Genomic DNA, 13,477 nt, shown 5'->3' on the forward strand with positions numbered 1-13,477 from the left:
ATGGCAACATAGATTGAATTGCAACCGTGAATGTGGCGGTTTGTGCTGAGTTTATGGGGGCGTTTTGGATACGGTTAGCGCACGTTATCATAAGCTGGAACCCTATATAGAGGTTTTGGGCCCGAAGGATGATTTGCCGCGTCCGGCGATCATTCTTTTTCATGGCTGCGGGGGCTTGCGGCCGCATATTCACCTTTACGCGGAAACGGCAGTGCTGGCGGGGGTTCGGGCCTTTGTGGTCGATTCCTTTGCCCCGCGCGGTTGGGGTCGTTTGTTTGCGACCAGCATGGTCTGCTCCGGTGCGGTCTTTCAGGGCGATGAGCGGGCCGGGGATGTGCTGGCAGCCCTGTGGGGTGTAGCGCGACGGGCGGATGTGATCGCCGATAAGGTCATGTTGGCGGGGTGGAGCCACGGCGGCTGGTCGATCATGGATCTGATGACCCATAAACTGACCCGCAAAGGTGAAGTCGGGCTTACCGATCCCGATCCTTCGATTTTGAAATCCGTGGCGGGCTTGTTTTTGGTCTATAGTTACCTGTCGTTTCCAGCGCGTAGCATATCTAAGAACTGGCACTATAAGCCGGAAACCTTCGCGGTTATGGCCGATAAGGATCACCTGTCGGCGGTGAAGGCGGCGCAAAAAGTGTATCAGCGCCTTAAGGATGATGGGGTGCCGATTGAGACCCTGACGCTCAAGGCCACCCATGCCTTTGAGGAAGAAAGCTTTGGCAATGCGATCATGAAATATGATCAGGCGGCAACCGAAGCGTCTTTGCAGGCCATGATGGCATTTATCGACCGGGTGTTTGAATTTACGGACGTTGAGTTGTGACGACGGGGTTCGATATCGGCGGCCACTGGGCAAAGCTGATGCCGCACATAACGGTCTATGGGCCGGACGATGATGTGGCGCGTCCGGCGGTGCTGCTGTTTCATGGCTCCGGCGGGATAAGGTCGCACCTGCATGACTATGCGAAGGCGGCGGCGGAGGCAGGTTGGCGGGCGTTTGTGGTCGATTCCTACGGCCACCGTGGCTGGAAGCGCTGGTTTTCATTCATATTCGTCAGTACACTGATTTTATTTCATGGCCATGAACGCACGGTCGATGTCAGAGCGGCCTTATGGGGGGTGAAGCAACGTCCTGATGTTGATACGAACACGATCGTGCTGGCCGGCTGGAGCCACGGGAGCTGGACGATCATGGACCTGATGACGCTGGAGCCGGAGACCTCGGATCTGCTGCACGGAGTTGCGGGGTTGTTTCTGGTCTATCCCTATATCGGGCCAAAATCACGCACGCCGACACATGGCTGGCGGTGGTGGCCGAAGACAATGCTGATCGTTTCAGGTCAGGATCATATTACGGCCAAAGACTTTACCCATTCGGTGTTTGGTGATCTGAAGGCGCAAGGTCTGCCGCTGGAAACCAGAAATTTCGACGCGACCCATGCCTATGATGAACCGGGTTTTGCGATCGACTGGCCGCCGAACCAGCCGATGCGTCATCATGCGCAAGCCACCAAAGACACCATCGCCGCCTTTGTGGATTTCCTGAAAGGGATTTAGTGTTCGGCGGGTGCGGCGGGGGTCATGGACACCGGCATATCGAGCGTTACCTCACCGACCATATCAAATACCAGGGTGACTTTTTGCGTAGAGCCTTCGGTTGGGCGGGTGGTCAGGTCAAATAGCATGATGTGATTGCCACCGGGGGCGAGCACCAAGGTTTCGCCCGCCTTGATTTCAAACCCTTCGGGGACGGCCGCCATCGACATCTGACCGTCGGCCATCGACATAGTGTGGAGTTCGGTACGGGCTGCACACGTACAGGATGCCGAGATTAGACGCTCATTGGCATTCCCTTTATTCTCGATAGTCACATAGGCACCGGTATTTGGATTTTGCCCCAAAGGCGTGCGCATACCAAAATCGGTCAAGATAAGCTTGACGTGTGTTTTTGTTAAAAAAGCAGTGCCATATTCTGCAACTACGCTGGCTTGCTGTTTGTTGTCGCAAGCTATTAAGGTTAACGCAGCAAAAGCAAAGACGGCAAACTTTTTCATTGCTATATCCCTAATTCCAAAGGCCCATAATTTTTTTGGTTTCGGCTACCACTGGCGCGGCAACTTCATTGGCCTTATCGGCACCGGCGCGGAGCACGCGGTCGATTTCAGCCGGATCGTTTAATAGCCCGCGCAGACGCTCAGAGATAGGCGACATTTTGTCCACTACCACCTCGGCCAGGGCCGGTTTGAACGCGCCAAAGCCCTTACCGCCGAAATCGGCCAGTACATCCGCTACCGTCACGCCCGCCAAAGCCGCATAGATGCCGATCAGATTTTTGGCCTCCGCACGGCCCTCAAGACCGGCCTCTTCGGACGGCAATACCTCAGCGTCGGACTTGGCCTTTTTGATCTTGGAGGCGATGGTATCGGCATCGTCGGTCAGGTTGATGCGCGAATTGTCCGATGGGTCGGATTTCGACATCTTGGCGGTACCGTCCCGAAGCGACATGATGCGCGCCCCCGGCCCCTGATAAAGGGTTTCCGGCAGGGGGAAGTAATCGACCTTATAGTCGTGATTGAATTTCTTGGCGACGTCGCGCGTCAGCTCAAGGTGCTGACGCTGGTCTTCACCGACCGGAACGTGGGTGGCCTTGTAGAGCAGGATATCGGCGGCCTGAAGCACCGGATAGGTGTAAAGCCCGATCGAGGCGCGCTCTTTGTCCTTACCGGCCTTGTCCTTGAACTGGGTCATGCGGTCGAGCCAGCCTAGACGCGCCACGCAGTTGAACAGCCAGCCGAGTTCGACATGACCGGGCACCGCCGATTGCGGGAAGATCACCGATTTTGCCGGGTCAACGCCTGCGGCCAGGTAACAGGCGGCGATTTCGCGGGTTTGTGACAAAAGCTGCGCCGGGTCCTGCCAGACCGTAATGGCGTGCAGATCGGCGATCATGTAATAGCGCTCAGCGTCAAGCGCCTGCATGTCGGCGAATTTCTTGAGCGCGCCCAGATAGTTGCCGAGGTGAAGCGAACCGGACGCCTGAATGCCGGACAGAATGCGTTGCGTGGCCATGATTACTTTTGACGTTTCATTATGCGTTTAAGATCGGCAGGTCGAACCGCGCCGGTCAAGATCAGCAGACCGCCATAAACCAAAATGCCCGCGAAACAAACGCCTAAAATGGCGATTTCCTTAGAGGCGGCATCGGGCAGGGGGCTTTCAATTGCTGTGCGGAAATAGCTGGCGGCGGCGCAAAACGCACCCATGCCGAGGCCCGCTATGATTATTTTCAGCAGTGAGGCTTGTGCCTTAAGTGACGGTGACCAGGTGTTTCGGCGCATTAGGGTAAAGACCATCAGTATGACGTTCGACCAGGCGGAGGCGGAGGTGGCGACCACCAGTCCCGGCACGCCCATGATGGGATAAAGCGCAACACACAGGGCGACATTGAGGGCGACGGATACCAGCGCAAACTTCATCGGACCTTTGGTATCCCGGCGCGCAAAAAAGGCCGGGGTCAGCACGCGGGTCAGCACGAAGGCCGGAACGCCCCAGCCGTAATGGAACAGCAGCTTGCCGGTTTCCATAGCGTCATGGGCGGTAAACAGCCCGCGTGAAAACAGGCCGTCGATCAGGAAGAACGGCATGAACAAAAGGGCGGCGGCAGCGGGTAGGGTCAGGGCCATGGAAAACACCATCGCCTCGTCCATGGCCGTCTGGGCGCGGTCGTGATCTTGCGCCTGCACGGCTTTTGACAGGGTGGGCAGTAACGCCACGCCGATGGCCACGCCGACCAGACCTAGCGGCAACTGATAGAGCCGGTCGGCCACGCTCATCCAGGTGCGCGCCCCATCGACATTGCCGGAAAACCATTGCGAGACGAAGATATTGATCTGGGTGGCGGCGGCAGCCAAAGCTCCGGGCACCGCCAGTACGATCAGGCCCTTGATTTCGGGGCTCAAGGTCGGGCGGGCCAGACCGATTTTGGCGCCCGTTTTGCGACATCCCCACACCAGCAGGCCAGCCTGAGCGACGCCTGATGCGGCGGCGGCCCAGCACAGGGCGACGGCGGCATCTTGCGGATTATTACGAAACGGCAAAACGGCCAGCAGCATGAACAGGTTCATAACCGTGGGGGCGACGGCTGAGACTATAAACCGGCCGCGCGCGTTTAGAACCCCCGACAGCAAAGCGACAATGACCATGCACGGAAGATAGGGCATGGTGATCTGGGTCAGCAGCACCGCCCAGTTGAACTTTTCAGGGTTGTCGAGATAGCCGGACGAATAAACCGTCATCAGCCACGGCATGGCCAGTTGGATGATCACGGTCAGGACAATCGTAAAGGCGCTCAACGTCGCCAGCGCATCACGGGCCAGCTTATCGGCGGCGTCCTTACCGTCTTTCTCCAGCACCTGCGAATAGGCCGGGACAAAGGCAGCCGTAAAGGCCCCTTCGGCAAAGATGCGGCGGAACAGGTTGGGAAAGCTGATGGCGGTCGCATAGGCATCGGCCATGATCGTGCCGGAAGCCCCCAAAGCGGCCGTGACCACCAGATCCCGCGCCAGACCCATGAACCGGCTGATCAGGGTAAAGCCCGAATAGATCATCGACGACTTGACCAGTCCGGTCGATTTCGGGGCTTTGGATTCCGCAGGCAGTTCGGTCTGAGACAAGGTTGTGGCGTCCGTAAAATGAGCGCTCAGCCAAACCATAAAAGCTTTACTGCTGCAAGTATGATCGCGGGACGGCTTGAAAACGTGTCTTCAAGAAAGAACTTGGCAAATGCGAAATCCGGTTCTATACAGGCTTCAACATCGACCGGATGCCTTCGGGCTATCGGCGGCGGCCCATAGAAAGGCCAGCCGCTTTTTTGTTGCCTAAACAACAGCAAGGCCGGACTTATATATCGCGGAGACAGTACCTAGCGTGCGCGCCAAAACGACCGAAGATCGTAAGCTTATCGAGATATTCGACCCGATTGCCGAGGCTTTGGGCCTTGATATCGTGCGAGTGCGCCTGATGGGCTCCAATAAGCCCGACGGGGCGCGCCGGTTGCAGGTCATGGCGGAACGTAAAGTGGACGGTGACATCAATGTCGCCCAGTGCGCGCGTCTGTCGCGGGCCATTTCGGCCTATATGGACGAAGCTGATCCGATCACCGGCGAATATATTCTTGAAGTGTCGTCGCCCGGTATCGACCGGCCACTGACGCGCCTTAAGGATTTTGTGACCTATGAGGGATTAGAAGCCCGCATCGAGCTTGACCGGCTGGCAGAAGGACGTAAGCGCTTTCGCGGGATTCTGGCCGGTATCGAAGATGATCATGTCGCCATCGACCTGGAGGGCGAAGAAGAGACCGCGCTTATGCCGTTCGCGTGGGTGGTTGAGGCCAAGCTGATCCTGACCGACGAGCTGCTGAAGCAGGGGGCTGAAAAGGCTGCCTCGCGCCGGGAAGCCGGTGAGGATGAGGACGAAGACGATTTTGACGGGGGCGATGACGCCGATGATGGTGTCGTTGCCAATGACGACGAAGATTTTGATTACGAAGCGTTTGATGATGACGACTTCGATGACGAACAAGATAATGAAGACGATAAGGATCGCACCCAATGAGCTTTACCGGAATTAGCGCCAACCGCCTTGAACTGCTGCAAATTGCCGACGCGGTCGCGCGCGAAAAGCAGATCAGCAAGGATGTGGTTATCGAATCCATCGAAGAGGCCATCCAAAAGGCCGCGCGCTCGCGTTACGGCGCTGATCACGACATCCGCGTCAAGATCGACGTCAAGACCGGCGAAATGGCCATCACCCGCTATGTGACCGTGGTGCCGGACGAAGAGCTGGAAAACGAATACGCTCAAAAATCCCTGACCGACGCCCTGAAAGACGACAAGGAAGCCTTTGTCGGCAAGGCCTACGAAGAGGTTCTGCCGCCGTTTGAACTGGGCCGCGTCCAGACCCAGATGGCCCGTCAGGTGGTGACCCATAAGGTGCGTGAAGCGGAGCGTGAGCGGCAGTACGATGAATACAAGGACCGCGTGGGTGAAATCATCAGCGGCACGGTTAAGCGGGTCGAATACGGCAATGTCGTTGTCGATCTGGGCCGTGGCGAAGGCATCATGCGCCGCGATCAGTCGATCCCGCGTGAAGCCTTCCAGATCAATGACCGCATCCGCGCCTATATCTATGACGTGCGCCGTGAGACCAAGGGCCCGCAAATCATGCTGTCGCGTGCTCATGGCGGCTTCATGGCTAAGCTTTTTGCCCAGGAAGTGCCGGAAGTTTATGACGGCGTAATCGAAATCAAGTCGGTGTCGCGTGACCCTGGTTCGCGCGCCAAGATGGCGGTGTTCTCGAACGACTCGTCGATCGACCCGGTCGGGGCGTGCGTCGGTATGCGTGGTTCGCGCGTTCAGGCGGTGGTCGCCGAACTGCAAAACGAAAAAGTCGATATCATCCAATGGTCGCCCGATGACGCGACCTTTATCGTCAACGCTCTGGCACCTGCCGAAGTGTCGAAGGTGGTTCTGGACGAAGAAGAAGACCGCGTCGAAGTGGTCGTGCCGGATGAGCAACTGTCGCTCGCGATCGGCCGTCGCGGCCAGAACGTGCGTCTGGCGTCGCAGCTTACCGGCTGGCAAGTTGATATCATCACCGAGTCCCAAGACTCTGAGCGCCGCCAGAAGGAATTTGCCGAGCGTACCGCCCTGTTCCAGGAAGCGCTCGATGTCGATGAGGTTATCGCTCAGCTTCTGGTGACCGAAGGCTTCACGACGGTCGAAGATCTGGCCTATATCGATGAAAACGAAATCGCCGTCATCGAAGGCTTTGACGAAGACACCGCCTCTGAGCTTCAGGCCCGTGCCCGTGACTTCCTTGAAAAAGAAGTGGCGGAACTGGATGCCAAGCGCGTCGCTCTGGGCGTCGATGACGATCTGCTGACCGTTAATGGTCTCACCCTGGCCATGGCTGTGGCGCTCGGTGAAGCCGGTGTGAAGACGGTTGAAGATCTGGCCGATCTGGCGACCGACGAAATCCGTGGCGGCTATGAGCAGCGCGGCGCTGACCGGGTCAAGATTGCTGGCGCGCTGGAAAGCTTTAGCCTGTCGGTGCCGGACGCGGAAAGCCTGATCCTCAATGCCCGCGTCGCTGCCGGCTGGATCGAAGCCCCTGAAGCCCCGCCTGAGCCTGAGTTTGAGGATGCCGATCTTGATGACTTAGGTGTTGAAGGCGTAGATGATGAAGGGAGCGCGACCGCAGATGACGTCGCCGAACCCGAACAATGATCCGGTTGTAGTTCCTCATAATGATCTAAACCTGTCCTCCCCATCCGATTTTGAACGGATTGCGGAGGACGGGGTTGAAATCCTGTGCGAGCCTGCCCATGTGAAGGGGCTGAAGCGTCGTGACATCGCCTCTGGTGAAGCGGCGGATGTGGCGGGCCTGATCCGTTTTGTCATTGGCCCGGACGGGCAGGTGACACCGGATCTGCTGCAAAAGCTGCCGGGCCGTGGCCTGTGGGTTAAGGCGTCGCGTGACAGCCTTAATCTGGCGGTCAAAAAGAACCTGTTTGCCCGCGCGGCTAAGCGTCAGGTCAAGGCGAATGCCGATCTGGCGGACACAGTATGTCATCTGTTGCGCAGGCGCTGCCTTGATCTGCTCGGGATGGCGCGCCGTGAAGGCGAGATTATCTTAGGCTTTGAAAAAGTCATGGCCGGTATCCGCTCCGGTAAGGCCGCGTGGATTATCGAAGCGACGGATAGTGCCGATGACGGACGTTCAAAGATTTTGGCGCTGGCCAGAGCTGTAGGCAGCGGCCCTTCGGTTTCGCCGAAGGTGTGCGGACTATTCAGTAATGACGAGCTAAGTCTGGCGCTGGGCCTTGAGAACGCGGTCCATCTGGCGCTGGTGAACGGTAAGCGCATCAGGCGCTGGAAGCATGAAGTGACGCGCCTGTCAGGGTTTGTGCCGCTGGTGCCACCGGGCTGGAACTATACGGAGGGTGCGCAAGCCACAGCACCCGATTAATGCGCTAATACGCGGATGAATTATCGACCTTGGGGCTATTATGCCTAGTATTTTGAGGCCCAAGGCAGTATGAGAACGCCACAATTCATTGCTTAAGCGGGCCACAGCCTGCATTTTTGGCAATATTGCGGACTTGGTAGTTGAGCGAAACGATCTTCGTTTCCTAAAGGATTATAAGCTAGCGAATGAGCGACGCGAACGATAAGAACGACGGGCCGAAAGGCGACAATACACGGGCACCTCTCACCTTGAAGCCGCGTGTCGGCGGCAGTGTGTCGACCGGCACGGTGAAGCAAAGCTTCAGCCATGGCCGTTCCAAGACCGTGGTGGTGGAAACCAAGCGCCGTATTGGTGTGCCGCCGCCCGCCGGTGGCGGGTCGCGTATCGAAGGCAATATGGCCGCGCCTAAGCCGCAAAATACACAAAATCAGGGCCAGTCCCGTCCTCAATCTGGGGGGCGTCCGCCGCAAGGTAGTAATCCCGGCGGGTTGCGTCAGGAAGAACTGGATGCCCGTCGCCGCGTGATCGAGCAAGCGCGCGTTGATCAGGAGCGCCGTGAGACTGAAACCCGTCAGCGTCAGCAGGCCGATGCCGCCCGCCGCGCCGCCGAAGACGCCTCAAAGCCCGCACCTGCGGCTGAGCCTGTTAAGTCAGAGGCGTCTGCGCCTGTGGCAGCACCCGCCCCCGCCCCGACACCGGCCCCTGAGCCCGTTAAGGCGGAAGCGCCTTCGGTTCAGCTTAATCCGGCTATCGATCAGGCCCTGTCGCGTCCGGCCCGTGCGCCGCGCGAAGATCAACCGCGTCCGCGCTATGATCAGCGCACCCCCGATAGCCGCAATGACCGCCCGCAAGGGGATCGGCCAACCACGACCTATCAAGCTGGCCGCGACCGCCCGCAAGGCGACCGTCCTCAAGGGGATCGTCCGGGCTATCAGGGTAATCGTCCGCAAGGCGACCGCCCTCAAGGTGACCGTCCGCCATTTAACCGCGACCGCCCGCAGGGGGATCGTCCCCAAGGTGAGCGTTCTGGCTATCAGGGCAATCGTCCGCAAGGCGATCGTCCTCAAGGCGATAGACCTCAAGGTGACCGTCCGCCGTTTAACCGTGATCGCCCCCAAGGGGATCGTCCGGGCTATCAGGGCAACCGCCCGCAGGGTGATCGTCCTCAAGGGGATCGTCCGCCGTTTAACCGTGACCGTCCGCAGGGTGACAGACCGCAAGGCGATCGTCCAAGGCCTGCCGGTGGTGAAACCGTTCGTTATTCTGCCAATTCGCCGCGTCCGCCGCGTCCTGGCGTAGGCGTTTCGGCCAATGCGCCCGCGACACCCGAAGTTGACCGCATCCGCTCATCGCGCGGCGCTGTGCCTGCCGGTAAGCCGGCTGATGTCCGTGGCCGCGTCGGTGAAGATGATGATGCCCGCGGCAAGCGCGGCAAGGCCGGCGCGCCCGTCAAGGCCGTTTCGCAAACCCGTGGTGAACCTAAGCGCCGTGAAGGCCGCCTTACCTTGCAAGCTGTTGTCGGTGACGGTGAGGGCTCGGCTGACCGGATGCGCTCACTGGCGTCGGTCAGACGTGCGCGTGAACGTGAGCGCGAAAAGCGCAAAGGCTCACAGGCCGAACAGACCCGTACGGCCCGTGAAGTGGTTATTCCTGACGTCATTACGGTACAGGAACTGTCTAACCGTATGGCTGTCCGCGCCGTTGACATCATCAAGATGTTGATGAAGCAGGGCATGATGCTCAAGATCAACGACATCATTGATACCGATACCGCCGAACTGGTCGCTACCGAATTTGGTCACACCGTTAAGCGCGTCTCGGAATCTGACGTCGAAGAAGGCTTTATCGACGCTGAAGACCATTCGGACGACACCGTTGTGCGTCCGCCGGTCGTGGCCGTCATGGGTCACGTTGACCACGGTAAGACCTCGCTGCTGGATGCTTTGCGTAAAGCCGATGTGGCTGCGGGCGAAGCCGGTGGCATCACCCAGCATATCGGTGCCTATCAGGTGCGTTTGCCTGCGGGTGAAAAGGTTACCTTCCTGGATACCCCAGGTCACGCCGCCTTCTCGGCCATGCGGGCCCGTGGGGCCAATGTCACCGATATCGTGGTTCTGGTGGTGGCAGCCGATGACGGCGTCATGCCGCAGACGATTGAAGCTATTAACCATGCCCGTGCCGCCAAGACGCCGCTGATCGTGGCCGTCAACAAGATGGATAAGCATGAGGCGAACCCGCAGCGCATCATCAACGAGCTTCTGCAACATGAAGTCGTGGTGGAATCGCTGGGCGGTGACACGCAGATTATCGAAGTCTCGGCCAAGACCGGTCTCGGCCTTGATAATCTGATCGAAGCTCTGCTGCTTCAGGCCGAAGTGCTTGATCTGCGCGCTAATCCTGACCGTACCGCCGAAGGCGTGGTGATTGAGGCCAAGCTCGATAAGGGCCGTGGTCCGGTGGCAACGGTTCTGGTTAAGCGCGGTACGCTGAAGCGTGGCGATATCGTGGTGGCTGGTTCAAGCTGGGGCCGTGTGCGCGCCCTTATTAATGAGCGCAATGAACAACTGGCTGAGGCCGGTCCGTCTGAGCCGGTGGAAATCCTCGGTCTGGACGGCGCGCCTGATCCCGGTGACACTCTGGCCGTGGTCGAAAGCGACGCCCGTGCCCGTGAAATCACCGAGTACCGTCAGCGTCTGCGTCGTGAAAAGATGGTGGCTCCGGTGGGGGCTGTCTCTCTGACCGACATGATGTCGAAGTTGCAGGATAAGCGCCTTAAGGAACTGCCGCTGATCATCAAATCTGATGTTCAGGGCTCGACCGAAGCGATTATTGGTTCGCTCGATAAGCTGGCGACCGACGAAGTCCGTGCACGGATCATCCATTCGGGTGCCGGTGCGATTACGGAATCTGACGTCCAACTGGCCAAGGGTTCCAACTCTCCGATCATCGGCTTTAACGTCCGGGCCTCCAAGCAGGCGCGCGATCTGGCCGAACGTGAAGGCGTGGAAATTCGCTATTATGCGATCATTTACGACCTGATCGATGATATCAAAGGTGTGCTGTCGGGCATGCTGGCGCCGATCCAGCGCGAAACCTTCCTCGGCAATGCCGAAGTCCTTGAGGTGTTTGACATCTCCAAGGTTGGCAGGGTTGCGGGCTGTCGCGTTACCGAAGGCCGTGTCGAGAAGGGGGCGCGTGTGCGTATCCTGCGCGACAACATCGTCATTCAGGAAATGGGTGTCCTTTCGACGCTCAAGCGCTTCAAGGACGAGGTCAATTCGGTTGTGGTCGGTCAGGAATGTGGTATGGCCTTCAACGGCTTCCAGGATCTTAAGGCCGGTGACTTCATCGAATGTTTCACCGTCGAAGAGATCAAGCGGACGCTTTAAGCCTAATGTAAAAGTTTTAGGCCCAGACGTTGTTTGGGCCTAAGCGAAGCTATTAAAAACACCCCGCCAAATAATGGCGGGGTGTTTTTTTAGTTAATAATATTTTTTTATATTCCGTATCAGTGAGTTAACACCATCTACAGCCGCTTGTCGTGTTGTGTAATTTTCCGAATGACACAAAATGCGCCCGTTTGCGGCTTTTGCACGCCAATAATATTGCGCGTTAACCGTCGGAAAAACTTCAAAGACGGGCTTATCTGCTTGATACAGTGAGTTAGCGTTGGTCATCGAATGACCCTTTCAGGTTGGCGCAAGAGCGTCTTCAGCGGGGACGGTCTTGCAAAAAATGAAAGGACACCCTATACTTGCCAAGCTTGTCACAGCATGGGGCAGATGCATCTTGTCCCAGTTAAGGCCAATCGACTCGTTCGGTTGGCCTTAACCATATCTAGCACACCTCATTTAAAAATCAATCCCCACATCAATCCTCCCGCGCGGTTTTCTTGCGATAAACCCCCTTCTTTTCGCGTACGCTTTCTATCAGGTTGGCTTTTGTCATTCTGTACAGCTTGTTAGATAGGTATGTACGCTCTAAAAGAAGTTCATATTTTCGATATAAACCCACTAAAATTTCATCTATGTTTGCGATTTTATCAAATGAATCAATAACATTTATAATTTTCTCCTCTAATTCATCCATCTTGTTAATTTGGAGTTGTTTTTTTAGGGACTCAGGAAGGTCGGACATGTCCCCGATTCTTTTGCCCACTCTTTTTAAAATTTCTTCGTCCATTTCATAATCTCCTAGCTTCCTTTCATTCAATTTACACGACTTGTCCTTTAAGTTAAATGTTAATCTTTCGTTAACATTCCTAAAATTTTTCTAAGTTTAATTTATCATTTTTTTGCCGCGCGCTCCTTTGTGTTTTTCAGGCTTGATTTTCGATTCGCCGCTGACATTTTAAGGGGTGTGGGGTCGATGACCCCACGCCTTTTTTCTTTCAATTGAAACCTTTGACTTTTCGAAAGATTTGCCTGCTATAGCGGGGAAACCTTTGGAATACGCCTGTGCCTGATACGACCTTTTTCGATCCGTCCCATTATGTCCTGATCATTAAGTGCCCGGATACGCGCGGTATCGTGGCGGCGGTGTCGGGCTATCTGAACGACAACGATATTTCGATCGTCGAGTCGAACCAGTTCAATGATGCGCAAGGTGATACATTCTATGTCCGCGTTGTCTTCCGTCAGGCGGGCGGACGTATGCCGCCGATGCAGATCCTCGAAGAAGGGTTTAAGCCCATCGCGCACCGCTTTGCGATGGAATGGAAAATCCATAACCTGAGCGTCAAGCCCAAGGTGCTGATTGCCGTGTCGAAATTCGGCCACTGCCTTTATGAGTTGCTGCACCGCTGGCGGGCAGGTTTGCTGCCGGTCGATATCGCGGCGGTGGTCTCAAACCACGAAGACATGCGCTCCTTTGTGGAATGGAACGGCCTGGCCTATGTCCATCTGCCGATCACCAAGGACACCAAGGCCGAGCAGGAAGCGCAGTTCCTGAAACTGATCGATGATCACAGCGTCGATCTGGTGGTATTGGCGCGTTACATGCAGATATTGTCGGATGAGATGAGCCGCAAACTGGATGGGCGCTGCATCAATATCCACCACTCGTTCCTGCCGTCGTTCAAGGGCGCCAAGCCCTACCATCAGGCCCATCAGCGCGGCGTCAAGATCATCGGGGCGACGGCGCACTATGTGACCTCAGACCTTGATGAAGGCCCGATCATCGAGCAGGACGTGCAGCGCGTTCACCACGGCCATACCCCGGAACAACTGGTCGCCATTGGTCAGGATATCGAGGCGCGGGTGCTGGCGCGGGCCGTGACCTGGCATGCGGAACGGCGGGTGATTATCAATGGCAGTAAAACGGTTGTCTTCTCCTGAACCGTGTGAACGCGCGCAAAAGATTCTCTTAATACGGGGTTAATTGCCCTTGTCAGGCGCAATTTGGCGTTGCAGTATCGGCACCCTACAGAGGGGTCAAAAGT

At 56.9% G+C, this 13,477-nt stretch carries 12 protein-coding genes; 7 read left to right on the plus strand and 5 right to left on the minus strand.

Annotated features, from left to right (window positions below; all coding sequences use genetic code 11):
- Positions 1 to 64 precede the first annotated feature (64 nt).
- Both OVA03_RS11635 and OVA03_RS11640 read left to right on the plus strand, forming a co-directional pair.
- Positions 65 to 832: a dienelactone hydrolase family protein gene (locus tag OVA03_RS11635; protein ID WP_267524763.1), complete on the plus strand. Its 768-nt coding sequence runs from the start codon at positions 65 to 67 to the stop codon at positions 830 to 832.
- On the plus strand, positions 829 to 1,566 hold the full coding sequence (locus tag OVA03_RS11640) for a dienelactone hydrolase family protein (RefSeq protein ID WP_267524765.1): 738 nt from the start codon (positions 829 to 831) through the stop codon (positions 1,564 to 1,566). The genes OVA03_RS11635 and OVA03_RS11640 overlap by 4 nt, the downstream gene beginning before the upstream one ends.
- On the opposite strand, the gene OVA03_RS11645 is transcribed toward OVA03_RS11640, so the two are convergent.
- Genes OVA03_RS11645 through murJ form a run of 3 tightly spaced genes read right to left on the minus strand, consistent with a single transcriptional unit; the run spans position 1,563 to position 4,682 of the window.
- The gene (locus OVA03_RS11645) at positions 1,563 to 2,063 is read right to left on the minus strand and encodes a copper chaperone PCu(A)C (RefSeq protein ID WP_267524767.1); all 501 of its coding nucleotides are present in this window, start codon (positions 2,061 to 2,063) and stop codon (positions 1,563 to 1,565) included. The genes OVA03_RS11640 and OVA03_RS11645 overlap by 4 nt on opposite strands.
- 10 nt (positions 2,064 to 2,073) lie before the next feature.
- Complete coding sequence (trpS, locus tag OVA03_RS11650; RefSeq protein ID WP_267524769.1) at positions 2,074 to 3,078, minus strand: tryptophan--tRNA ligase; 1,005 nt, start codon at positions 3,076 to 3,078, stop codon at positions 2,074 to 2,076.
- A gap of 2 nt (positions 3,079 to 3,080) precedes the next feature.
- Positions 3,081 to 4,682: a murein biosynthesis integral membrane protein MurJ gene (gene murJ / locus OVA03_RS11655; RefSeq protein WP_267524772.1), complete on the minus strand. Its 1,602-nt coding sequence runs from the start codon at positions 4,680 to 4,682 to the stop codon at positions 3,081 to 3,083.
- Between the two features lie 253 nt (positions 4,683 to 4,935).
- Here murJ and rimP point away from each other — a divergent pair, with 253 nt between their 5' ends.
- From rimP to infB, 4 genes are all read left to right on the plus strand, one after another.
- Complete coding sequence (rimP, locus tag OVA03_RS11660; RefSeq protein ID WP_267524774.1) at positions 4,936 to 5,622, plus strand: ribosome maturation factor RimP; 687 nt, start codon at positions 4,936 to 4,938, stop codon at positions 5,620 to 5,622.
- Positions 5,619 to 7,295, plus strand: a complete 1,677-nt coding sequence (nusA, locus tag OVA03_RS11665; RefSeq protein ID WP_267524776.1) for a transcription termination factor NusA — start codon at positions 5,619 to 5,621, stop codon at positions 7,293 to 7,295. Before rimP ends, nusA begins: the two co-directional genes overlap by 4 nt.
- Positions 7,270 to 8,037 (plus strand): RNA-binding protein, encoded by a 768-nt coding sequence (locus tag OVA03_RS11670; protein ID WP_267524778.1) that lies wholly within the window; start codon positions 7,270 to 7,272, stop codon positions 8,035 to 8,037. Before nusA ends, OVA03_RS11670 begins: the two co-directional genes overlap by 26 nt.
- Before the next feature lie 185 nt (positions 8,038 to 8,222).
- Positions 8,223 to 11,426 (plus strand): translation initiation factor IF-2, encoded by a 3,204-nt coding sequence (gene infB, locus OVA03_RS11675; protein WP_267524780.1) that lies wholly within the window; start codon positions 8,223 to 8,225, stop codon positions 11,424 to 11,426.
- Between the two features lie 93 nt (positions 11,427 to 11,519).
- On the opposite strand, the gene OVA03_RS11680 is transcribed toward infB, so the two are convergent.
- Both OVA03_RS11680 and OVA03_RS11685 read right to left on the minus strand, forming a co-directional pair.
- Positions 11,520 to 11,714, minus strand: coding sequence for a YegP family protein (locus OVA03_RS11680; protein ID WP_267524783.1), 195 nt, complete (start codon positions 11,712 to 11,714; stop codon positions 11,520 to 11,522).
- Between the two features lie 193 nt (positions 11,715 to 11,907).
- Positions 11,908 to 12,219: a hypothetical protein gene (locus tag OVA03_RS11685; RefSeq protein WP_267524785.1), complete on the minus strand. Its 312-nt coding sequence runs from the start codon at positions 12,217 to 12,219 to the stop codon at positions 11,908 to 11,910.
- Positions 12,220 to 12,494: 275 nt separating this feature from the next.
- Here OVA03_RS11685 and purU point away from each other — a divergent pair, with 275 nt between their 5' ends.
- Complete coding sequence (purU, locus tag OVA03_RS11690; RefSeq protein WP_267524786.1) at positions 12,495 to 13,373, plus strand: formyltetrahydrofolate deformylase; 879 nt, start codon at positions 12,495 to 12,497, stop codon at positions 13,371 to 13,373.
- Positions 13,374 to 13,477 lie beyond the last annotated feature (104 nt).

The organism is Asticcacaulis sp. SL142, from assembly GCF_026625745.1.
In the GTDB taxonomy this organism is placed as follows: Bacteria; Pseudomonadota; Alphaproteobacteria; order Caulobacterales; family Caulobacteraceae; genus Asticcacaulis.

Excerpts from the sequence above, each read along its gene's own strand:
- OVA03_RS11685 (WP_267524785.1), bottom strand. The coding sequence starts at position 12,219 with ATGGACGAAGAAATTTTAAAAAGAGTGGGCAAAAGAATCGGGGACATG.
- OVA03_RS11680 (WP_267524783.1), bottom strand. The coding sequence starts at position 11,714 with ATGACCAACGCTAACTCACTGTATCAAGCAGATAAGCCCGTCTTTGAA.
- OVA03_RS11670 (WP_267524778.1), top strand. The coding sequence starts at position 7,270 with ATGACGTCGCCGAACCCGAACAATGATCCGGTTGTAGTTCCTCATAAT.
- trpS (WP_267524769.1), bottom strand. The coding sequence starts at position 3,078 with ATGGCCACGCAACGCATTCTGTCCGGCATTCAGGCGTCCGGTTCGCTT.
- OVA03_RS11645 (WP_267524767.1), bottom strand. The coding sequence starts at position 2,063 with ATGAAAAAGTTTGCCGTCTTTGCTTTTGCTGCGTTAACCTTAATAGCT.
- nusA (WP_267524776.1), top strand. The coding sequence starts at position 5,619 with ATGAGCTTTACCGGAATTAGCGCCAACCGCCTTGAACTGCTGCAAATT.
- infB (WP_267524780.1), top strand. The coding sequence starts at position 8,223 with ATGAGCGACGCGAACGATAAGAACGACGGGCCGAAAGGCGACAATACA.